This is a genomic window from Providencia sp. PROV114, from assembly GCF_032704305.1.
Classification (GTDB): domain Bacteria; phylum Pseudomonadota; class Gammaproteobacteria; order Enterobacterales; family Enterobacteriaceae; genus Providencia; species Providencia rettgeri.
Genome location: NZ_CP120528.1, coordinates 2,093,884 through 2,117,880, shown reverse-complemented (window position 1 = coordinate 2,117,880; position 23,997 = coordinate 2,093,884). Strand labels below are relative to the sequence as shown.

Annotated in this window: 19 protein-coding genes and 1 tRNA gene; 8 read left to right on the top strand and 12 right to left on the bottom strand. The window is 38.6% G+C overall.

Annotation, left to right across the window (positions count from 1 at the left end):
- The first annotated feature begins 114 nt into the window (after positions 1-114).
- Entirely contained in the window at positions 115-1,575 is a 1,461-nt protein-coding gene (cls, locus tag P3L37_RS09315; protein ID WP_109913222.1) for a cardiolipin synthase, read from the top strand.
- A 22-nt stretch (positions 1,576-1,597) separates the two neighbouring features.
- A complete protein-coding gene (locus P3L37_RS09310; protein ID WP_004911124.1) occupies positions 1,598-1,930 on the top strand; it encodes an HI1450 family dsDNA-mimic protein in 333 nt (110 codons plus the stop codon).
- A gap of 79 nt (positions 1,931-2,009) precedes the next feature.
- On the opposite strand, the gene oppF is transcribed toward P3L37_RS09310, so the two are convergent.
- The 7 genes from oppF to P3L37_RS09275 all read right to left on the bottom strand — a co-directional run bounded on the left by oppF (position 2,010) and on the right by P3L37_RS09275 (position 10,441).
- Positions 2,010-3,011: a murein tripeptide/oligopeptide ABC transporter ATP binding protein OppF gene (gene oppF, locus P3L37_RS09305; protein WP_272667383.1), complete on the bottom strand. Its 1,002-nt coding sequence runs from the start codon at positions 3,009-3,011 to the stop codon at positions 2,010-2,012.
- A complete protein-coding gene (locus P3L37_RS09300) occupies positions 3,008-3,997 on the bottom strand; it encodes an ABC transporter ATP-binding protein (protein WP_004911130.1) in 990 nt (329 codons plus the stop codon). The genes oppF and P3L37_RS09300 overlap by 4 nt, the downstream gene beginning before the upstream one ends.
- Before the next feature lie 10 nt (positions 3,998-4,007).
- Positions 4,008-4,916, bottom strand: a complete 909-nt coding sequence (gene oppC / locus P3L37_RS09295) for an oligopeptide ABC transporter permease OppC (protein WP_004911132.1) — start codon at positions 4,914-4,916, stop codon at positions 4,008-4,010.
- A gap of 14 nt (positions 4,917-4,930) precedes the next feature.
- Positions 4,931-5,851, bottom strand: a complete 921-nt coding sequence (oppB, locus tag P3L37_RS09290) for an oligopeptide ABC transporter permease OppB (RefSeq protein WP_004254116.1) — start codon at positions 5,849-5,851, stop codon at positions 4,931-4,933.
- Positions 5,852-5,922: 71 nt separating this feature from the next.
- Positions 5,923-7,563: an oligopeptide ABC transporter substrate-binding protein OppA gene (gene oppA / locus P3L37_RS09285; RefSeq protein WP_210782523.1), complete on the bottom strand. Its 1,641-nt coding sequence runs from the start codon at positions 7,561-7,563 to the stop codon at positions 5,923-5,925.
- Positions 7,564-7,655: 92 nt separating this feature from the next.
- Complete coding sequence (locus tag P3L37_RS09280; RefSeq protein WP_051128890.1) at positions 7,656-9,269, bottom strand: ABC transporter substrate-binding protein; 1,614 nt, start codon at positions 9,267-9,269, stop codon at positions 7,656-7,658.
- 527 nt (positions 9,270-9,796) lie between these two features.
- Positions 9,797-10,441 (bottom strand): YchE family NAAT transporter, encoded by a 645-nt coding sequence (locus P3L37_RS09275; protein ID WP_004254112.1) that lies wholly within the window; start codon positions 10,439-10,441, stop codon positions 9,797-9,799.
- Between the two features lie 482 nt (positions 10,442-10,923).
- On the opposite strand from P3L37_RS09275, the gene adhE reads away from it, so the two are divergent.
- Entirely contained in the window at positions 10,924-13,629 is a 2,706-nt protein-coding gene (adhE, locus tag P3L37_RS09270) for a bifunctional acetaldehyde-CoA/alcohol dehydrogenase (protein WP_109913226.1), read from the top strand.
- Between the two features lie 198 nt (positions 13,630-13,827).
- Here the strand turns inward: adhE and P3L37_RS09265 are convergent, their stop codons facing one another.
- Positions 13,828-14,457, bottom strand: coding sequence for a thymidine kinase (locus tag P3L37_RS09265; protein ID WP_109913227.1), 630 nt, complete (start codon positions 14,455-14,457; stop codon positions 13,828-13,830).
- 532 nt (positions 14,458-14,989) lie between these two features.
- On the opposite strand from P3L37_RS09265, the gene hns reads away from it, so the two are divergent.
- Entirely contained in the window at positions 14,990-15,400 is a 411-nt protein-coding gene (hns, locus tag P3L37_RS09260; RefSeq protein ID WP_004254106.1) for a histone-like nucleoid-structuring protein H-NS, read from the top strand.
- A gap of 464 nt (positions 15,401-15,864) precedes the next feature.
- On the opposite strand, the gene galU is transcribed toward hns, so the two are convergent.
- Both galU and rssB read right to left on the bottom strand, forming a co-directional pair.
- Positions 15,865-16,785: a UTP--glucose-1-phosphate uridylyltransferase GalU gene (galU, locus tag P3L37_RS09255; RefSeq protein ID WP_004911149.1), complete on the bottom strand. Its 921-nt coding sequence runs from the start codon at positions 16,783-16,785 to the stop codon at positions 15,865-15,867.
- Between the two features lie 159 nt (positions 16,786-16,944).
- Positions 16,945-17,955, bottom strand: coding sequence for a two-component system response regulator RssB (rssB, locus tag P3L37_RS09250; RefSeq protein WP_110731960.1), 1,011 nt, complete (start codon positions 17,953-17,955; stop codon positions 16,945-16,947).
- A gap of 125 nt (positions 17,956-18,080) precedes the next feature.
- On the opposite strand from rssB, the gene P3L37_RS09245 reads away from it, so the two are divergent.
- From P3L37_RS09245 to P3L37_RS09235, 3 genes are all read left to right on the top strand, one after another.
- Positions 18,081-18,560, top strand: coding sequence for a YchJ family protein (locus P3L37_RS09245; RefSeq protein WP_004911157.1), 480 nt, complete (start codon positions 18,081-18,083; stop codon positions 18,558-18,560).
- 94 nt (positions 18,561-18,654) lie between these two features.
- A complete protein-coding gene (gene purU, locus P3L37_RS09240) occupies positions 18,655-19,503 on the top strand; it encodes a formyltetrahydrofolate deformylase (protein ID WP_110731961.1) in 849 nt (282 codons plus the stop codon).
- A gap of 159 nt (positions 19,504-19,662) precedes the next feature.
- A tRNA-Tyr gene (locus tag P3L37_RS09235) sits at positions 19,663-19,747 on the top strand.
- Between the two features lies 1 nt (position 19,748).
- Here P3L37_RS09235 and P3L37_RS09230 read toward each other — a convergent pair.
- A complete protein-coding gene (locus P3L37_RS09230; protein ID WP_004911163.1) occupies positions 19,749-20,624 on the bottom strand; it encodes a LysR family transcriptional regulator in 876 nt (291 codons plus the stop codon).
- A 565-nt stretch (positions 20,625-21,189) separates the two neighbouring features.
- On the opposite strand from P3L37_RS09230, the gene xthA reads away from it, so the two are divergent.
- Positions 21,190-22,002 (top strand): exodeoxyribonuclease III, encoded by an 813-nt coding sequence (xthA, locus tag P3L37_RS09225; RefSeq protein ID WP_109913251.1) that lies wholly within the window; start codon positions 21,190-21,192, stop codon positions 22,000-22,002.
- A gap of 65 nt (positions 22,003-22,067) precedes the next feature.
- On the opposite strand, the gene P3L37_RS09220 is transcribed toward xthA, so the two are convergent.
- The gene (locus P3L37_RS09220) at positions 22,068-23,996 is read right to left on the bottom strand and encodes a DNA topoisomerase III (protein WP_110731962.1); all 1,929 of its coding nucleotides are present in this window, start codon (positions 23,994-23,996) and stop codon (positions 22,068-22,070) included.
- Between the last annotated feature and the right edge of the window lies 1 nt (position 23,997).

The following is a 23,997-nucleotide window of genomic DNA, read 5'->3' as shown; positions in this document are numbered from 1 at the left end:
TTTTACTGCAGAATTTTGCTAAATTCTATTAAGTTGATATTTTACTAATAGTTTTTTTAGCTAAACTATCTTTTTTTGAACCTTTTTTCTTATCAGTGAGGCATCTGACCCGTTATGGCAACCGTCTATACACTTATGAGTTGGCTTTTGTTCTTCCTATATTGGCTAATTATTGCAGCAATTACAGTCCGCATCTTAGTCAAAAGAAGGCCGGTCACCTCAGCCATGACATGGCTCCTGATCATTTATATCCTGCCATTAGTCGGTATTATTGCGTATGTCGCCTTCGGTGAACTTCACCTCGGTAAACGTCGAGTTGATAAAGCTCATGATATGTGGCCTTCTGTCGCAACATGGTTAGAAAATCTACGAAATTCAAAACATATCTTTGCCACTGATAACAGCCCCGTCGCTGAGCCATTATTTCAATTAGTTGAAAAACGCCAAGGCATTGCTGGGGTTAAAGGTAATAGGATTCAACTTTTAACCACTTGTGATGATTCATTAAAAGCGATAGTCAATGATATCAATAATGCTCAGCACTCAATTGAAATGGTCTTCTATATTTGGCAACCGGGTGGTTTAGTTGACGGAGTTACCGAAGCATTACTCAACGCTGCAAAACGAGGTGTTAAATGCCGTATTATGGTGGACTCTGCAGGAAGTTGGCACTTTTTCCGTAGTGATTATCCCGAAAAAATGCGTGCTGCAGGCATTGAGTTTATAGAATCACTAAAAGTTAATTTGATGCGTTTCTTCCTGCGTCGAATGGATTTACGTCAACATCGTAAAATAGTCGTTATCGATAACTATATTTCATATACAGGTAGTATGAATATGGTTGACCCTCGTTATTTTAAACAAGATTCAGGGGTTGGTGAATGGGTTGACATTTTAGTGCGTATGGAAGGCCCAGTGAGTACAACGTTAGGTATTGTGTATGCTTTTGACTGGGAGATGGAAACTGGCCAACGCGTACTTCCACCACCGCCTGATAGTAATATTATGCCTTTTGAACAAGCGAATGGGCATACAACACAAATTATCGCCTCCGGCCCTGGCTTCCCTGATGAGTTGATTCAACAATCGCTGATGACCGCCATGTTTTCTGCACGCAAACAACTGATCATGACGACTCCTTATTTTGTCCCTAGCGATGACCTTTTACATGCAATTTGCACGGCAGCAATGCGGGGTGTTGATGTCAGTATTATTATGCCAAGGCAGAATGACTCATTCCTTGTCCGCTGGGCAAGCCGTTCATTTTACAGTGAATTATTAGCTGCCGGTGTTAAGATTTACCAATTCGAAGATGGCTTATTGCACACCAAGAGTGTATTAGTTGATGGCGAGCTCAGCCTAGTTGGCTCAGTCAATCTTGATATGCGCAGTTTATGGCTCAATTTTGAAATCACCGTGGTCATTGACGATAAAAGTTTTGGTAGCGATCTCACGTTAGTTCAGTATGATTATATTGCGCGGTCAACACGTTTAGAAATCGAAGAGTGGGAACAACGCCCTTTCTGGAACCGTGTCGTTGAGCGCATTTGTTACTTCTTTAGTCCATTGTTATAAATTTAGTTTATTAGGAAAGGTCATGACTGAAATACAAAACACACCGTTAATCGATGAAGATGACATCATTGAAATCGCTTATGACCTTTTTCTTGAAGGGGCAATGGATAATTTAGAACCCGCTGACCAGTTAATTTTTGCTTTGCAGTTCGAAGAGTTAGGTGCTGCAGAAATTGTCCCCTTTAGTCATAACTGGCAAGATATTATTAATAATAACATTGAATTAGCGCAGTTTAGTGAAGTAGTTATCGGGTTAGCTCAAACCCCTGATGCCGAGCTAGAAGATATCTTTGCTCGCATATTAATTAGCCGCCACCCTTCTAAACCGTTTCACCATATTCTGTGGAAAAAATAGGAATATCACTATTCAGATTATTCGATAAAAAAACAGAGCACTTGGCTCTGTTTTTAATTTGTTGGGCATCTATAACAAACTAAAGAGGGTCAATTTTCAAACAAGACACCGCATGTTTGAAACTCCCTTCTAATAATGGCCTAGTTTTTGCGCACTCGCCATCGGCTAATGGGCAACGGGTTCTAAATACACAGCCTGAAGGCGGATTAATTGGCGATGGCAATTCACCTTCTAAAAGCTCTATCACCTTATTTTTTTCTTTATCGGGATCAGGAACTGGCACCGCTGACATCAATGCGCGTGTATAAGGGTGTAGTGGGTTATTATATACCTCATCATAGGTACCAAGCTCCACGGCATGCCCCAAATACATCACTAACACGCGGTCAGAAATATGCTTAACAACCGCCAAATCGTGTGCGATAAATATGAGAGATAATTTCATTTCACGTTGTAATTCTTGCAATAAATTAACAACTTGCGCTTGAATTGACACATCTAATGCAGAAACGGGCTCATCGCAAATTACCAATTTAGGTTCCAAAATCAATGCCCTTGCGATACCAATACGCTGACATTGCCCTCCGGAAAATTCATGGGGATAACGGTTAATTAAGTTTGGTAATAAACCAACCCGCATCATCATTTTTTTCACTTTTTCTGTGATTTGTGATGGCGGCATTTTAGGATGATATGTTTTTAATGGTTCGGCAATAATATCACCAATGGTCATTCGCGGATTAAGAGAAGCCAATGGATCTTGGAAAATCATTTGGATATCACTGCGAACACTGCGCCACTCTTTAGCGGTTTTACCTAATAAGTTCTGCCCAAGCCAACTTACAGTACCATCAGTCGCTTTCACTAACCCAATGAGCGCTCGAGCAAAAGTAGATTTTCCACACCCCGACTCCCCAACCACGCCTAATGTTTCACCTTCATATAAACGCAGTGTAACGCCGTCGACAGCTTTGAGGCTTTTGTTTGGCTGCCAAAACCACTGTTTTTTGTCTCTAATCTCAAAATGGACTTTAAGATCATTCACTTCTAACAATACTGGTCTATTTTCATGGGTACTCATACCAACTCCTCCAGCGGTTTAAAGCAGGCACGTAACCGCGTTTGACCAAAAGTGGTTAATGCAGGTTCTTGTTCAACACATTGCTGAACGGCGTATTGGCAACGAGGTGAAAATGGGCACCCTTTAGGTAAACGTAGTAAATTAGGCGGGTTACCTGGAATGGTCGCTAAACTCTCGTCATCCCCATCAAGGCGAGGAACGGCAGCTAACAAGCCAAGTGAATATGGATGAGATGGCTGATAAAAAATATCCTTAGCGGTACCATACTCCATCGTGCGTCCCGCATACATTACGAGAACTTTATCACATACCCCAGCGACGACCCCAAGGTCGTGAGTAATCAAAATAATCGCAGTATCAAACTCGTGTTTTAACTCATTGAGCAAAGTCATAATTTGCGCTTGCACTGTCACATCAAGTGCCGTCGTAGGTTCGTCAGCAATTAACAACTTGGGTTGGCACAATAATGCCATTGCAATCATGACTCGTTGTCTCATTCCTCCTGAAAATTCATGTGGATACATATTCATCCGCTTACGTGCTTCAGGCATTTTAACTGCATCTAACATACGAACTGATTCTTCGAAAGCCTCCCTTTTACTCATGCCTTTATGTAACATGAGAACTTCTGACAGCTGTGTACCAATTTTCAAATAAGGATTCAATGATGTCATTGGGTCTTGGAAGATCATTGAAATTTCTTCCGCTCGCATCCGATTTAATTCTTTTTCTCTTAAATTCAAGATCTCACGGCCGTTAAATATAGCAGAGCCATTAATCTTGCCATTTTTGGCAAGCAAGCCCATCAGAGCAAAAGCTGTTTGTGATTTTCCTGAACCGGATTCACCAACAATTCCTAGCGTTTCCCCCGCACTTAATTCAAAGTTCAATTTATTTACGGCGGTAACGTCACCATCTTGGGTCGCAAATGTCACGCTGAGATCTTTCACGGATAACAGAGGGCTTTTCATTGGGTTATTTGACATATTATTCCCTCTAGCGATCTTTCGGGTCGAGCGCGTCACGCAGCCCGTCACCGATGAAGTTAAAACAAAATAACGTAATGACTAAGAAACCTGCGGGGATCAGTAGCAACCATGGTGTGACCTCCATTGAGTTAGCTCCATCACTTAATAAAGCCCCCCAACTACTTAATGGCTCTTGTGTGCCTAAACCTAAAAAGCTTAAGAATGATTCAAACAAAATCATACTTGGAACTAATAATGAGGCATACACCACGACGACACCTAAAACGTTAGGAACAATATGACGTAAAATAATCTGTCGTGTACTAACGCCACAAACCAATGCCGCCTCAATGAATTCTTTGCGCTTTAATCCGAGTGTTTGCCCGCGAACAATACGCGCCATATCCAACCACGACACCATCCCAATGGCCACAAAGATCAGTAAGATATTGGTACCAAACAAGGTCACTAAGAGGATCACAAAAAACATAAATGGGAAGGAGTTTAAAATTTCTAATATCCTCATCATGATGGAATCCACTTTTCCACCCACATAGCCAGCTAATGAACCATATAAAGTTCCTACCACCACGGCAACTAGCGCAGCTGCAACGCCCACCATTAAGGAAATACGCCCACCAATCGCGACACGCACTAATAGATCTCGGCCTGAAGCATCTGTGCCAAAATAATGTCCAGTTGCCATATCAGGTGGCATTGACATCATTTCCCAGTCGGTATCATCGTACAAAAACGGCGATAACATGGGAGCAAAAATGACAAACAAAGTAATTAAAAATAAGACACATAAGCTGAAAATTGCCGCACGGTTGTGCATAAAACGGCGCCTTGCGTCTTGCCATAAACTGCGCCCTTCAATATCGAGCTGCTCTGAAAAATTCGCCAGAGCTTCACTATTTTTTTGATTCGATAGCATCGTGTTTCTCCGACTTAGTAACGAATTTTAGGGTCAATAACTGCATACAAAACATCGACAATTGCATTAAATGTAATTGTCAGTACCCCAACTAAAATCGTTAAGCTCAATACCAGTGAATAATCACGATTAAGTGCACCATTAACAAAGAGTTGGCCGATCCCTGGTAACCCAAAAATAGTTTCAATTACCATTGACCCGGTAATAATCCCCACAAAGGCGGGCCCCATGTATGAGAGTACGGGAAGCAACGCTGGTTTGAGTGCATGGCGTAAAATGATAGTTCTTAGCGGTAACCCTTTTGCTCGAGCAGTACGAATAAAATTAGAATGCATAATTTCGATCATCGAACCACGTGTAATACGGGAAATACTGGCGATATAAGCTAATGAAAGCGCAACCATGGGGAGCACCATATGTTTTAGGTTTCCTCCATCCCAACCACCGCCAGGAAACCATTTCAAATGAATGGCAAAAATCAGCACCAATAACGGTGCGACAACAAAGCTTGGGATAACAACTCCCGTCATGGCAAACCCCATGACTGTAAAGTCCCATTTGGTATTTTGGTTTAGTGCGGCTATCACCCCTGCGGATACCCCAAACAAAACAGCAACAATAAATGCCGTTGCCCCTAATTTTGCTGAGACCGGAAATGCTTTAGCAACTAAATCATTAACACTGTAATCCTTGTATTTAAATGATGGACCAAAGTCACCTTTGGAAAGCTGAATTAAATAATTAAAATACTGCTTATACATTGGGTCATTTAAATGATATTTAGCTTCAATATTTGCCATCACTTCCGGTGGCAATTTCCGCTCGCCAGTGAACGGACTCCCTGGGGCTAATCGCATCATAAAAAATGAAATGGTAATCAAAACCAAAAGAGTCGGGATGGCTTCTAACAACCGACGAAAAATAAATTTCAACATCGCTCTTTCCTACTTCTATTGCCTAAATAGGCGAATATCTGGCTCCAATAAATGGAGCCAGAGCAACTGTATTAGTGTTTAATAATGTATAAATCTTTTGTATGCAGGTTATCTAATGGGTCTTTGCCACTATAACCACCGACATAAGGTTTCACTAAACGCGTGTTAACATAGTAGTAAAGAGGAACAATACCGGAGTCTTTATCGAGTAATTTTTCGGCTTGTTGATAGAGTTCTGCACGTTCATCATCTGTTTTGACTTGCAATGTTTTTTTCATCACCGCATCAAAATCTGTATTTTTATAATGAACCGTATTATTACTGCTGTAGGAAAGTAACATATTCAGGAAGGAGGAAGGCTCGTTGTAGTCGGCACACCAGCCTGCACGCGCGACATCATAGTTACCTTGATGTCGGCTATCTAAGAAGGTTTTCCACTCTTGGTTCTCTAGTTTCACTTGCGCGCCAATATTTTTCTTCCACATAGAAGAAGCTGCGATGGCAATACGCTTATGTAAGTCTGAAGTATTATACAATAGATTGAATTTTAATGGGTTGGCTTTGTTATATCCCGCTTCTTCTAGCAACTGTTTCGCTTTTTCATTACGCTGCTCTTGGGTCATATTCGCATACCAATCCGGTTTTTCTGTTTTCATACCGCTGGTAAATGGTGGTGTGAAACCATATGCAGGAATATCCCCTTGCGCTTTGACCTTATATGTAATCGTATCTCTATCCATAGATAGCTTTAACGCTTCACGAACACGAGGGTCATTAAACGGCGGTTTTTCATTATTAATTTCATAATAGTAAATACAGAGATACGGGTTTACACGTAACTCATTCGGCATATTTTGTTGTAAGCTTTTAAACTGCTCGATAGGTAAGTTACTGTATGTCATATCAATTTCACCACTTCGATAGCGGTTAACATCAGTGACTTCTGAAGAAATAGGTAAAAATGTAACTTGATCAATAACCGTATTCGCATTATCCCAATAGCTTGGGCTACGTTCTAATACAATGCGCTCGTTTACCGTCCAATCTTTTAATTTATATGCCCCATTCCCCACAAAATTCTGTGGCTGCGTCCATTTAGCGCCATGTTGTTCAATGACTTTTTTATTGACTGGCGACATAGATGAGTGCGCTAATAATTTAGGAATATAAGGGACGGCTTCACTCAGTGTAATAACTAGGGTTTTATCATCAAGGGCTTTAATACCAAGTTCTTCCGGCTTTTTCTTACCCGCAATAACATCGTCAATATTCTGGATGTGAGCATATTGCAAATAACTTGCATAAGGCGATGCGGTATCAGGGTCAGCCAATCGTCGCCAACTATACACAAAATCCTCTGCCGTGACAGGGTCACCATTAGACCACTTAGCGCCATCACGAATTTTAAATGCCCACTCTGTAAAATCTTTATTTTCCCAGCTGGTTGCCGAACCAGGTAAAATTTCACCATCAGGCCCCACTATCGTGATCCCTTCGAAAAGATCTCTCGCTAAAGCGGATTCAGGCACCCCTTCAATTTTATGTGGGTCCAAAGATTGAGGTTCTGAACCATTATTACGAACCATTACCTGTTTTTCTGCCAGTTCAACACCAGCAGGAACCGTTGCAGCAAAACTTGTTGCTATAGAGCCCATTGCTAACCCAGCCATTACGCTAAGTGCAATAATCGATTTATTGATTGATTTACTCATCTTATCGGTTACTCCCATATATATTATTATGATTGTGTGTTGATGCATGTTCACCTACGAGATGAACACTTTTTATAATTATTTAGATATTATTAATTAGGTTCATTTATATATAACCGTTTAATATCCGTATAATCAAGAGGGTCATTACCTTTAAATCCACTAACACTCGGTTTTATCATTCGAGCACTGACACGATAATAAACAGGAACAATAGCCGAATCCTTGTCTAGCAAAGCTTCCGCTTGTTGGTATATCGCATGACGAGATGAAGGATCTGGTGCAATTAACGCTTTCTCAAGTAAGGCATCAAAGTCCGGATTATTATAAAAAGAGGTATTATTACTGTTTTGAGACAGCATCATATTCAAAAAGGCGGTTGGTTCGTTGTAATCTGCACACCATGTCGCCCTAGCAACATCGTAGTTTCCTTCATGACGACTTTGTAATGATGTTTTCCATTCTTGGTTTTGCAACGTAACTTGTGCGCCAATATTTTTCTGCCACATGGATGCCGCAACAATAGCTTGCTGCTTATTTTGATCTGAAGTGTTGTACAGTAAAGCAAATTTCAATGGGTTTTCTTTGTTATAACCGGCCTGTGAAAGCAAATCTTTTGCTCGTTGGTAACGTTGCTCCGCCGATAAATTTGCCCAATTAGGTAATGTAAAATTGCCATTATTAATAAAGGTTGGCGTAAAGCCATAAGCGACTTTTTGCCCTTGCGCAATAATTTTGTTAGTGATTGTTTCTCTATCTAACCCTAGTTTTATAGCTTCACGCACCCTCGGGTCATTAAACGGCGCTTTTTGATTATTAATTTCGTAATAGAACGTACACAAATAAGGCCGAACATATAACTCATTAGGCCTTTCTTGCTGCATTTTTTTATATAAAACAGGTGGGATTGCAGAATTAGATATGTCAATTTCACCACTACGATAACGATTAATATCGCTCACTTCGGAACTAATCGCTAAAAAGGTCGCTTGCTCAATACGGCTATTCTGGTTATCCCAGTAAAATGGATTTCTTTTGACAACAATACGTTCATTTACCACCCAGTTATCCAATACGTATGCCCCGTTCCCAATAAAATTTTGAGGCTGGGTCCATTTATCGCCATGTCGTTGAATTGCAGATTTATTCACGGGTTTCATAGATGTATGGGAAAGCATATCTACAAAATAAGGCACAGGGTGGCTAAGCGTTACTTGTAAATGTTGCGGGTCAAGCGCCTTCACTCCCAGCGCTGTTGCTGGCATTTTCCCTGCTAAAATTGCATCTGCATTTAAAATATATGCATTTTGTAAGTAACTAGAGTAAGGCGAGCCGGTATTTGGGTCAGACAAGCGTTGCCAGCTATACACAAAATCTTCAGCGGTTACTGGCGAACCATCACTCCACTTTGCATCATCTCGTAAAGTAAAAATCCACGTGGTGAAATTTTCATTACTCCAACTTTTAGCAACACCAGGAACCGATTTACCGTCTACATCGGTATACACTAGACCTTCTAATAAGTTTAATATCACATTGCTTTCTGGCACCCCTTCCACTTTGTGGGGGTCAAGTGAAGTCACTTCTGAGCCATTGTTAATTGTAATAACCTGTTTTACTTTTTCTGTGGCACTTGCCTGTAACGTAACAAATAATAAAGAGAGTACACCAAAACCAAGTGTTGATTTGAACATCCTATCCCTCATGATTCATTGATGGTGCTATAACCTCACTAGCAACCTTCTTTATGCTAATATTTAAGCCCTAGTACCGCTATTTCCTTATGGGCAATCCACTTAATGAACTCAAATAATTAAAACAATTAATTAACATTAGTTAGTTAAAAATTTTAAGTAAGTTTTAAAAAAACAGGTGGCATAATTATAATTCATTTACATTACAATGATTTAATAAAATATTGGTTATATACTATAAGATAGCCCCCAAGCACATTTCCAAACATATCATTAACAAACGCCAATTAGAATAGTGAATAAATTTACATAGCTCACAATTCCTTACTTTTTATCCCTGTTTTAGCAATAAATGCCACATATAATTACAGGCATCATTTTTTTAGACGTGATTATTGATAGCTAAAATTTTAGCCAGCCAATTAAAGAAAAGGGAAATATGCTATCTGAATAGCAAAACTGATATGTGTAATACGAGGTAAATTAGCAGTGGGTATGGCTGCAATAGGGCCGATTTGCAGCCATAAAAAGAAATGAGATTACAATAGGCCTGGGAATATGGCCTTAACACCCGTCACAATAAACTCTATTCCCAGCGACATCAGTAATAACCCCATGATACGAGTCACTACGTTGATCCCTGTTTGACCTAAGTAACGAACCAATAAAGACGCTGAACGAAATAATAACCAACAACAAAAGGCAAAAGCGATACTCGTCAACGCTAAGCCTAAAAAGTTTTGCCAACCATGCCAACGAGATGACCATACAATACAAGAACTTATTGCACCAGGCCCCGCCATTAGAGGTAAAGCTAAAGGTACAACACCAATGCTATCCCTAACCGCAGTTTCCGTTTTTTCTTGCTTGTTCTGTTTGTCTTCACCAATTTTACCGCTAATCATTGACATCGCGATTGTGACGATCAAAATCCCCCCAGCAATACGGAAGGAATCAATTGAAATACCAAATAATTGCAGTATTGAGTCACCAATTAATAATGATGTACATAAAATGATCGCAACTGAGGTATTTGCAATGGTGTTAGTCTTATTTCGCCCAGCATTACTTTGATAGTTTGTCATACTAATAAACACAGGTAATATGCCAACTGGGTTTACAAGTGCAAATAAACCAATAAAAAATTTAATATAACCCGATAAATCAAGTAATGCGCTACTCACCCATTCATTTCCTTAAGCAATTCTCTTTAGAGATTCATTGATACCTTTCATAATTTTACCACCGATGTTATTAATTTCCTTGAGTAAAACAATATTTTCTTTAACTTGCTAAATTTATTTAATATTTAGTTAGATAGACATAGATTATCCGCACGAATTGTTTTGATAATATTAAATTAAGTAATAGATGAACAACATTTATTCAACTTGTGCATAAATACACGTGCTGAAAGGAGTCAGCTTAGCATTTTCGTGATTTAGATCACTTTATTTAATTACCGTTTTGTTAATCTACTCTTAACTGATAGACAGAGCTAATTAGGATATTAACTCAATATTGAATAAGGTTTTTAAGCCAATAAGCGATGATGAGCAGCGTTATTATAGATTACATCTATACTTTCATCTTTAAGCATTTCTTCGTTCTATAGATGCATTGCTCATTGGCTTAAAAAGTTTAACATTTATCAGGAGTAATCTATATGTCCGTAACTAACGTTACCGAACTCAATGAACTCGTTGCTCGTGTCAAAAAAGCTCAACGTGAATTCGCAACTTTCTCCCAAGAAAAAGTTGATGAAATCTTTAGAGCCGCTGCCCTCGCTGCTGCTGACGCACGTATCCCCCTAGCAAAACTTGCTGTCGAAGAATCTGGAATGGGCATTGTTGAAGATAAAGTGATCAAAAACCACTTTGCTTCAGAGTATATCTACAATGCTTATAAAGACGAAAAAACCTGTGGTACGCTATCTGAAGACCCAACATTTGGGACAATTACAATAGCTGAGCCGATTGGTATTATCTGTGGTATTGTGCCAACAACTAACCCGACTTCAACCGCAATTTTTAAATCACTCATTAGCTTAAAAACACGTAACGCTATTATTTTTTCTCCGCACCCTCGCGCCAAAATTGCTACTAACCGTGCAGCACAAATCGTGCTGGATGCTGCTATTGCAGCGGGTGCACCAAAAGACATTATTGGCTGGATTGACTCCCCTTCTGTTGAGTTATCCAATGCCTTAATGCACCATCCTGATATTAACCTGATTTTAGCGACAGGTGGACCAGGCATGGTGAAAGCCGCTTATAGCTCAGGTAAACCCGCTATCGGAGTTGGTGCGGGTAACACCCCTGTGGTGATTGATGAAACGGCAGATATTAAACGTGCTGTCGCGTCTATTCTGATGTCAAAAACATTCGACAACGGGGTTATTTGTGCATCTGAACAATCCGTTGTAGTCGTGGATGAAATCTACAACCAAGTTCGCGAGCGTTTTTCCAGCCATGGTGGCTACCTGCTGCAAGGAAAAGAACTCAAAGCAGTTCAAGATATCATCTTAAAAAATGGCAACCTAAACGCCGCCATTGTTGGTCAACCTGCTTATAAAATTGCCGAAATGGCCGGTATTAGCGTGCCAAAAACAACTAAAATCTTAATTGGTGAAGTAAAAACTATTGATGAGTCAGAACCGTTCGCCCATGAAAAACTGTCTCCATTATTAGCCATGTATCGTGGTAAGAATTTTGAAGATGCCGTTGCAAAAGCAGAACAATTAGTTGAAATGGGGGGAATTGGCCATACCTCTTGCCTATATACTGACCAAGATAACCAACATGAGCGAGTTAACTATTTTGGCCAAAAAATGAAAACTGCGCGTATTTTAATCAATACGCCAGCGTCACAAGGCGGTATTGGTGACCTGTACAACTTTAAATTAGCGCCTTCTCTTACACTAGGTTGCGGTTCTTGGGGGGGTAACTCCATCTCTGAAAACGTCGGTCCAAAACACCTTATCAATACCAAAACTGTGGCGAAGAGAGCTGAAAATATGTTGTGGCATAAACTTCCGAACTCAATCTACTTCCGCCGTGGTTGTCTACCTATCGCCCTTGAAGAGATTGCAACTGACGGTGCAAAACGCGCCTTTATCGTAACCGATGGCTATCTATTCAATAATGGTTATGTTGATGAAGTCGTTAGCGTTCTCAAAAAACATCAGATTGAAACTGATGTTTTCTTTGAAGTTGAGGCAGACCCGACATTAACGGTTGTTCGTAAAGGTGCAGCACAAATGCAAGCATTCCAACCTGATGTCATTATTGCATTAGGTGGTGGTTCACCAATGGATGCGGCTAAAATTATGTGGGTTATGTATGAACACCCCGAAACTCATTTTGAGGAATTAGCATTACGTTTCATGGATATACGTAAACGTATCCACCGTTTCCCTAAAATGGGCGTTAAGGCTAAATTAGTTGCTATCACAACGACCTCCGGTACGGGTTCAGAAGTGACTCCATTTGCGGTAGTGACTGATGATAAAACAGGCCAAAAATATCCATTAGCGGATTATGCATTAACACCAAATATGGCAATTGTTGACGCGAACTTAGTCATGAATATGCCTAAATCGTTAACAGCTTTTGGTGGTTTAGATGCTGTCACCCATGCATTGGAAGCTTATGTTTCTGTTTTAGCAAATGAATTTACTGACGGACAAGCACTTAAAGCCCTGAGTTTATTAAAAGATTATTTACCAGCCAGTTACCACGAAGGCGCTAAAAACCCTGTTGCAAGAGAACGTGTACATAACGGAGCGACACTTGCGGGTATTGCATTTGCAAACGCATTCTTAGGTGTCTGTCACTCAATGGCTCACAAACTTGGTTCAGAGTTCCATATTCCTCATGGCCTTGCGAACGCATTATTAATTTGTAATGTTATCCGTTTTAATGCTAATGATAACCCAACAAAACAAACTGCGTTTAGCCAATACGATCGACCTCATGCACGCCGCCAATATGCAGAAATTGCAGATCATTTAGGGCTCACTAAAGTTGGAGATCGGACTGCTGAGAAAATTGAAAAATTACTCGCATGGTTGGAGGAAATGAAAGCTGATTTAGGCATTCCTAAATCTATTCGTGAGACTGGTGTAACTGAAGCCGACTTCTTAGCCCGTGTAGATAAACTTTCTGAAGATGCATTTGATGACCAATGTACAGGAGCAAACCCCCGCTATCCTTTAATCTCTGAAATTAAACAGTTATTACTGGATTCTTATTATGGTCGTGAGTTTGTTGAGCATCAAGATACGCCTGTGATTGATAAAGAGGAAAAAAAAGCGCCTCAGAAAAAAACAGCCGTAAAAAAAGAAGTAGAAAAGAAAAACGCTAAGAAATAATGTGTTAAACATTATTTAAAATAAAGGCACTACAATTATTGTAGTGCCTTTTGTTTCACTATTTTAAATGGATGACAGCAAGAATACATAAAATCAATATCATATAAAATAATTTAACCCACTGAGTTGATTTCATTAACTGCCGTAATAATCCGATAACCGAAGCCTATTTTAGTCCCTACACCAAAATATTTCTGCTCATCGAAAATGAAGTGGCTGCTTAGGTATAACGCCCTCATTCATCAACTGAGCTTGTTTTATTGCTTCTGAATAGTGCTTACGACAAACAGAGATATACTTTTCATTACCACCTATATCAACTTGTAAGCCTTCATATACAGGCACCCCATCACTTCCTATACGTAATACCTTGCTCGCCTTACGCCCGCAATAGCAAACCGTTTTTAGCTCAACTAATTTATCAGCCCAAGCAAGCAAATATTGACTACCCTCAAATAATTGTCCTGCAAAGTCGGTACGCAATCCATAACATAAAACCGGAATATCCTCGTTATCGACTATGTCACATAATTCTTCAACTTGTTTTTTTGTTAGAAACTGACATTCATCAATAAGAACACAATGTACTTTTTGTACACTATTTTCTTTTTTGATTAACTCGGCCATATTTGTTGTTGTTGAGTATAGTAACGCTTCCGCAGATAAACCTATTCGCGATGAGACTTTTCCTTGTTCAAAACGGTTATCTATCTCTGCCGTAAAAATAACCGTACGCATTCCTCTTTCATTATAGTTATACGATGATTGCAATAATGACGTTGATTTTCCCGCGTTCATTGCTGAATAATAAAAGTAAAGCTGAGCCATTTGGCTGTTCCCTCAAAATTAATATACATAATAATTTTACCATAAAACATACTTGAGGATTAACAATATTGGTGTAGATGCCCTTTACTTATTGAAAATTTAACTTTTTTTTGGGGCTCAACTTGTACCTTATTGCAAATATTACTTAGCACGTATGCAATAAAAATCAATTTGATATTAACTATAAACAGTTTCAACTAAAGCACATTCCGCTAAAAAGCATCATCAAAAAAAGAAAATTTAAGCCTGACCTTCCCTTCAATTCATTCCGAGTAAAAGTAAAATGAGACACGCCTCTTCTTTTTTGAATTATTTAATCACTAAGATTTTGGCTTATTCCTATTTTTCGTTTAGTTCAGTTATTGATAATAGCTATATATATATCTACGAAAAGTTTATTTTTCTTTTGTAAAAAAATTGCATTCGTTAAAGATTACTTTTAAACTAAGGAAGTAATTTAGCTATTGCAGAATTTAAAATAGCATTCTATTATTACTGTACACATGCCAACAAATAATTTGAGACCAGGAAAATGAGCGAATCATTAAAAGCGTTAAATAACATCCGTACTCTTCGTGCTCAAGCTCGCGAAGTAACTTTAGAATCTTTAGAAGAAATGCTGGAAAAATTAACCGTCGTTGTTGAAGAACGTCGTGATGAAGAGAGCCAAGCTCGCGCGGAATTAGAAGAACGTAACCGTAAATTGGAAAAAGTTCGTGAAATGATTCTTGAGCAAGGCGTCGATTTAAATGACCTTCTGCAAACAATGGACTCAGGTAAAAGCACTAGCACCCGTGCTAAACGTGCTGCACGTCCAGCTAAATATAAATATGTTGATGAAAATGGCGAAACTAAAACTTGGACAGGCCAAGGCCGTACTCCAGCAGTAATCAAAGTTGCCATTGAAGAACAAGGCAAATCTTTAGATGATTTCTTAATCTAATAGCCTATACATGTATTCTAAACACCCTTTTATAAGGGTGTTTTTGTTTCAACCTTTATATATTATTTTATATTAACCTCTACTAAGAAAAAGCGCTTAGCTATTATAGCTCCCTTTTTTAGCACTAAAGCCGCATAACTACTGCCCACTTCAATTAACTGTTCTGTTTAAGCCTTTGCGCTGTATTATACTACCAATCAAATAATCATGATAAATAAAACAGAGTAGTAAAGATATGTAAGCTTAATTAGATAAACTTAAATATTGTTCAGTGATTTTATTTATGTAATGGGGTTATATGTTAATTTTTGTACACCTCTCACTTATAATGAGTAGCAACTAAACAGTCTAAATCAGAGCGATACGCCTTAATACCTGACGTTTATTGTTAATAATTTATTTTTTCACGCATAAAAAAGGCTAACAAATTAAGTTAGCCTTTAATAAAAATTTATTGTGAAATTTTATTTTGCTGCATTCAATGACGCTGATAATTTCTTCAGCCACTGAGTAAACTCTTCACCCAACGCATCATGCTGCATTCCATATTCAACAAATGCTTTCATATAACCTAATTTATTTCCACAGTCATGACTTTTACCACATAAGTGGTAGGCCTCTACAGGCTCATTATTTTCCATCATTAATGCAATAGCATCAGTTAATTGTATTTCATCACCAGCACCGGGAGCTGTTTTAGCTAATGCATCCCAAATCTTTTCAGATAAAACATAACGACCAACAATAGATAAATTAGATGGAGCTTCTTCACGTTTTGGTTTTTCAACCATACGAACAATTCTTTTGCTATCCCCAGGTGCTAGCGTTTCTCCACTGCAATCCACAATACCATAGCTAGATACATCTTCTTCAGGGACTGGCTCAACTAAAATTTGACTTGCACCTGTTGATTCATATTGTTCGAGCATTTCACGCAAGTTAAATTTAGTTAAATCTGTACTGTAACGGTCTAAAATGACATCAGGTAAAATAACCGCAAAAGGTTCTTCACCGACTAACGGTTTAGCACACAAAATTGCATGCCCTAATCCTTTTGCTATTCCTTGTCGCGTTTGCATAATCGTTACATGACTTGGACAAATAGATTGAACCTCATCCAATAACTGGCGCTTAACACGCGCTTCTAAAATAGCTTCTAACTCAAAGCTTGTGTCAAAGTGGTTCTCAATGGAATTTTTTGATGAATGTGTTACTAAAACAATTTCATTGATCCCCGCAGCAATACACTCATTAACAACATATTGAATAAGTGGCTTATCGACTATTGGCAACATTTCTTTTGGAATAGCTTTTGTTGCAGGAAGCATACGAGTCCCTAAGCCTGCAACAGGGATTACCGCTTTACGCACCTTGCGCTGTGTCATTTTTATCACTCCAGATATCATCCTTGCCTCTCAAATTTCACTAAAGTATCAAGAGGCATTTTAAGTGCGCAAAAGTATATCAGGAAATATTTATGAATAAATAGCGACGAGTCTGAATAGGGTTATTTAGATGACACATGCATGCATTTTAGACATTAATTATGTCTCCGGGTTAAACATAAGTTTTATTTTCTGACTATTATTACGTATTAAACACTGCCAAGCATTTCCTTTTACCTCTAAATGGTTAGATTGATAAAATTTAAGTGTACCTAAAGGAAGACTTCTTGGTAACTTAACATGCGTATTTTCTGTCGTTATTTCCGCTTCTAAGCCCGCACTCGCCATTATAATTGCTTTATTCTGTGTATTAAAATACCCCAATAAGAGAGGAAATTGCCCACTAAACCCCGAATCCTCTAGTAAATAATTTATTTGATTAATAATCCTATCAATATTCGGTAATTTTTTTTCTGGGTAGCTTACCGCACTTTTTAATAGGTCATTGAACACCACACGAATCAAAAAAGCAGCCATAATACCTTCTTGGGGAGAGCGCTCAGTGTCAATGCAGTAAAATCCTATTTGGCTGTCTGAAATAGCAGCTAAGTCTAATAATAAACCAAAGCGGTTAGCTTCATTAAGTTGGCGATAGTTAATTCGGTAATTATTTATAATTTGGTTTACTGGCGGTTGTAACTGCTTCAACACCGTCAACATATCTTGAGTATGATCTTGCATTAATGTAGAAATCTGATGAATTTCCTCTCCCATTAGCTCTGTTAGGCTATTTTTCTCAGGATACAGTGCAGAAAGTAGGGTCACTTTAACTTCATCTAAATTTTTTATTGGCTTAAGCAAAGCATCTTTAGCCCCTAAACGAAACATTCTATCTAACTGAGTAAAATCAGTTGTTGCCGTAATCACAATGACTGGAATATCAATATTACGAGCAATAAGCTCTCGCATAAACGCTTCACCATTCATTATCGGCATATTAAGGTCACAGAGAATGATATCAGGGGTGATACCGTTTATTGTTAACATCTCTATTGCTAATTGACCATTATCTGCGGTATAGATCTCAATATCCAGCGTTTCGAGGTAATTTTTTAAAATTGTACAGAAGGTGATTTCGTCTTCTATTATGAGTACTTTTCTATTTTTCATAAGATACCTACTGCAAAAGCCTGGTTTAATTAACAATACAATTATTCATACGATAAAATCATTTATTCGCCATCATTTAAGTATAGTGACTTTTCAATCTTATACTTATTTTTATAGAGAGTGTTATGAAATCACAAGTAGAAGATAGGTGTTGCTGTGGCAACGAAGCACAATTTGAACAATGCTGCGCCCCTTTTTTACAAGGAAAATCTATTCCACAGACGCCTGAACAGCTTATGCGCTCCAGATATAGCGCTTATGTTCACCAAAATGCCGATTATCTGATTAAAACATGGCACCCGGATTGCCATGCTCAAGAATGGCACCACGAAATTGTAAATAGTTTTTCGAAGACACGCTGGTGTGGTCTTCGTGTTATTAGTTCTTCTTATGCTAAAAATCCCGATGAAGCTTATGTCGAATTTTCGGCTTGCTTTATTGATGAAAAAGCTGATCATAAGCAGCTTATTCATGAACGTTCGCGTTTTATTAAGATGGATTCGTGTTGGTATTATATAGACGGCATTACCCCAAAAATCGGTCGTAATGATTTATGTCCTTGTGGCTCTGGTCAAAAATATAAAAAGTGTGGGCACCCAGACTAATTACCCTTTATTTAATGCCTGTCTAATGAGACACATTTAATACACAATCTGTCGTTTTTTATATCGCTTTGTTAGTTAAGGATTAGGCTGTTTCATGCAACACAAAATTGTACAAAAGAAAATTCTCAGGACAATTTGCCCTGACGCGAAAGGATTAATCGCGAAAATCACCAATATTTGCTATAAACACCAACTCAATATCGTACAAAATAATGAATTTGTTGATCATCACACTGGCCGTTTCTTCATGAGAACTGAGTTAGAAGGCATTTTCAACGATGAAACATTATTAGCGGATCTCGACGATGCATTGCCTGTTGGGTCTCAACGTGAATTAAACACTGCAGGCCGGCGTCGTATTGTCGTCATGGTAACCAAAGAAGCACATTGTCTGGGCGACCTACTCATGAAAAGTGCTTATGATGGCTTGGATGTTGAAATTGCTGCTGTTATTGGAAACCACGATACGCTAAGAAACTTAGTCGAACAATTTGGCATCCCATTCCACCATATTAGTCATGAAGGCTTAACTCGCGAACAACATGACGAAAAAATGACAGCACAGATTGACCAGTATCAGCCTGACTACGTTGTGTTGGCTAAATATATGCGCGTATTAACGCCCGCATTTGTTCAGCATTATCCAAACCAGATTATCAATATTCACCATTCGTTTTTACCTGCCTTTATTGGTGCCCGTCCTTATCACCAAGCTTATGAGCGTGGCGTAAAAATTATTGGTGCTACAGCGCATTTTGTTAATGACAGCCTTGATGAAGGGCCAATCATTACACAGAACGTGATTAATGTAGACCATACATTCACAGCGGATGATATGATGCGTGCTGGACGTGACGTTGAAAAAAATGTACTAAGCCATGCCCTTTACTGGGTCTTAGCTCAACGTGTATTTGTATATGGTAATCGCACCATTATTTTATAAGCCAACACAGTGGCTTATTTAACAACACTTTGTAGATTTAACACGCATTAAGAATAAAAAAACAGCAAACGACCATTTTATTGAAAATTAATGCTTTACAGCGGCGCGTCATTTGATATGATGCCGCCCGCTGTCAATGATTACAGCAACTCAAAATCTGGTGGGATACCCAAGCGGCCAAAGGGAGCAGACTGTAAATCTGCCGTCACAGACTTCGAAGGTTCGAATCCTTCTCCCACCACCATTTAATTAACATCCCCCCCTAATTTATCAACAACACCCATAAAACGATTTAGTACACTAGAGTGTGATTTTGATTTATAAATGTAACAAACACTTTTCCCCAAAATCTTGTTTAATGGTATATAAATTAATGATTTATCAATTAATTCTTCTTCTGGATAGTGGTCTATAATACCTATAAAGTCACCATCTTGAATAAAACTTTGGCAACAGCCAATATTATCCATTTGTCTCACGCTCGTTTTATTATCAACCGTTTCAATTTTTGCTAATAAATCGCTCATTAAAGAACTTTTATAAAATGCGGGGTCACATAACCAGGTACTTTTTTGTAATAATGTAACAAGATCATAATGAAATTTTTCATACAGTTCTTTCCGACAATAAATACCTAATGGTGAATTTTCTATTATTTTTTGTAATGAAAACCGTTCGCTGACAACCTGCTCTGAACTAAGAATAAGTGTATTTCCATCATAATCGACAATTTCATCTACTTCATCATAATTAAACCTTAATATATTTACTTGTACATTATTTTGATGTGCTGATTGATATAAATTAATTAAATGATTTTCCTTTCCCCAGTCATAATAAATATTAGCCTCATTGATTATATAACCTGAAAAATGTTTTTTCGTTATTTCTTTCTCCTGTAAATAAAGATCTCTTAGATCGTTATAAAGCTCTTGGCCATCCTTAGTTAATGTCATTCCAAATTTTTCTCGTTTAAAAAGCCGTTTACCTAGGCTTGTCTCAAAGTCTTTGATTGACTTCGCGATGGGAGGTGTCGTACGGTTCATCACTCTTGCCGCTTTGCTTAACGAGCCATTCTCAACAACCGCCATAAACGCCTCTAATTTTCTTGAAAAGAACATATCTATGACCCCATTCCATTTATTAAAATGTTAATCAACATACTTAACTTTCTCATTAATAATTATATTGATTAGCCCATAAATTAATCCAAAAAATAAAAAGTCAAAGTTGATTTTTTATTGAATGATTAACAATATTTCATAAAAGTATTTTTATAATTTCCATCATTACAAAGCAATATATTATACTGTTTCGATTAATTATTTTTTATGCCTCCACTATTAAATCACATTAAAATATAAATAACCAATTGACTTTAAATGAAATTAAAACTAGTTAATATTGAAATTATTAATTTAATTTTAATCAGAAATTAAATTCTAGCCCCCATAATAAATTTAATTAATTATAATATTTTTTGTTTAACTAAATTTATTATAACTTTTATATTAAACGCTAAATTTTGATATTGTACCAAGAATGAGTTATGTAATGACCATTTTTATCATAATCGTTATTGGCTATAAAACAACCTAATCGTTGAAACATGCTACTCGGGGTTACAGTATTGCTACCATCTGGTAGAATACGCATAATAATCATAAAACTAGGTGATAAAAAACCATGAAATTCATATCGTTCAATATCAATGGCCTCCGAGCTCGTCCTCACCAACTCGCTGCAATCATCGAAAAACATCAACCTGAGGTTATTGGCTTACAAGAAACAAAAGTCCATGATGATATGTTCCCTTATGAAGAGGTTAGTCAGCTCGGCTATCATGTTTTTTATCACGGCCAAAAAGCCCATTATGGTGTGGCTCTTTTAACAAAAAATGAACCTATTGCTGTCCGCAAAGGCTTTCCAACTGACGATGATGACGCACAGCGCCGTATTATCATGGCTGACATTCAAACAGAGCGTGGCCCATTGACTGTTGTTAATGGTTATTTTCCTCAAGGGGAAAGCCGCGACCACCCAACTAAATTTCCAGCAAAAGAAAAATTCTATCAAGATTTACAAAATTACATTACATCAACACAAACGGCTGAGTCTCAATTACTCATTATGGGTGATATGAATATTAGCCCAACCGATCTGGATATCGGTATTGGTGATGCAAACCGCAAACGTTGGTTAAAAACCGGAAAATGTTCTTTTTTACCTGAAGAACGTGAATGGTTAGCTAAATTGTTAGGCTGGGGCTTGGTCGATACATACCGAGCTAAAAATCCTGATGTTGCTGATTGCTACTCTTGGTTTGACTACCGTTCTAAGGGCTTTGATGATAACCGCGGTTTACGTATTGATTTATTACTAGCCTCAAATAACCTTGCTGAACGTTGTATCGCAACGGGTATTGATTATGATATTCGCGGAATGGAAAAACCATCAGACCACGCACCGGTGTGGTCTGAGTTTGACCTAACAAAATAAATTTCCTCACTAGTTATCATGCAAAAAGGCGCTTAAAGCGCCTTTTATTGGTTTGCCAGACTCAACTAATCCTCTTTCTTTTTCGTTTTCTTCTTGCCTGTTTTTGCAGTTTTTTTCCCTGCTTTTACTGATGGGGCTGGTAACTCTCGAAATGCCCTCAAATTTGTAAATTGGCGTGCATGGTGAATTAATTGCATCAATGTTTGACCTAGCGGGTGCATAAAATCATCATAACGTGATTGTTTTTCACTAATTTGAGTCAGTACGGACTCCCAATGAGCAGTCATATCCGGTAATGTTGCCATATCGGGTAGAACATGAATTAGAGCCCTTCCTGCCGGAGAGGAATGAATGTAACGCCCTTTTTTGAAGAGAAATTGGCGCTTAAATAGTAAGTCAATGATGCCCGCCCTAGTCGCTTCCGTACCAAGCCCATCCGTTTCTCGCAATACTTTTTTTAATGCTTTATCTTGCACAAACCGAGCAATCCCAGTCATTGCTGATAATAGCGTTGCATCCGTAAAAGGGCGCGGAGGCTGCGTTTGCCGTTCGACAACTTCCCCTTTCTCACATAATAACTCATCACTTTTACTCACAACTGGCAAAGGCATACCATCATTTTCAGCATCGCGCTCTTTATTGCCTAATACAACTCGCCAGCCCGCTTCAGCAAGAAACCGAGCTTTTGCAATAAATTTACCCTTTTCAATTTCAAGATCAATAGTACACTTACGGTAAACCGCATCCGCCATGAACTGAATAATATATTGACGTGCAATCAGTTGGTAAATTTTACTTTCATTTTCCGTTAATTTTACTGCTGCCGTTTTTGCAGTTGGAATAATTGCATGGTGGGCGTCCACTTTTTTATCGTCCCAACAACGATTCTTTTTATCTAACTCTGGCAGTTCAAATTCAGTGAGATCAGGCTGATGCACAGCAATGGCATTCAATACACTGTGTCGCCCTGCAAAATGCTCATCCGGTAAATAGCGGCTATCCGAACGAGGATAAGTAATTAACTTATGTGTTTCATACAAGCGTTGGCATATATCCAATACTTCTTGTGCACTCAACGCATACTTTTTAGCGGCTTCAATCTGTAAAGACGACAAAGAGAAAGGCAATGGTGCAATTTCAGACTCGCGCTTGTCCTGATATTGCGTCACTATGGCAGGCTTCCCCTCAATACGCGATACCACATGGTCTGCAAGCGGCCGATGGAACAAACGCCCTTCTTCGTCTTGGTAATCAATACAGGAGTCACTTGGCTGCCATATTGCTACAAAACGCTCATCTTTTGGCGTAACAATATGGGCTTTCACCTCGAAATAATCTTTAGGGATAAAATTTTCTATTTCTTCATCGCGCCTAACAACTAGGCCCAAAACTGGCGTTTGTACCCGCCCAACAGAAAGAACACCTTGATATCCACCTCGTTGCCCTAATAGTGTATAAGCACGAGTCATATTGATGCCATATAGCCAATCTGCCCGTGCTCTCGCTAAGGCGGAGACACAAAGAGGGATAAACTCACGATTTTCTCTTAAGCGGTCAATTGCCCGCTCAACGGCTTGTGGGTTAAGGTCGTTGATCAAACAACGTTTTACGGCTTTGCGTTTCTCAGGATCGAGCTTTAAAAAATCAAGCACTTCGTCCACCAGCAGTTGACCTTCTCTATCGGGGTCTCCTGCATGGACGACTATTGAAGCTTGCTTCAGTAATGTTTCAATGGTTTTTAATTGTTTAGTTACTGCGGGACGGGGCTTCAATTGCCACTTATCCGGGATAATTGGCAAATCCTGAAGATTCCAACGTGCGTACCGAGGTTCATAAGCATCGGGTTCCGCCTGCTCTAAAAGGTGGCCAATGCACCATGTTACGGTTTGGCCATCACCACATTGAATAAAACCATCACCGCGTTTATGGGGTTTGGGTAATACATCTGCAATGGCCCTTGCAAGGCTCGGTTTTTCCGCAATAAACAAACGCATA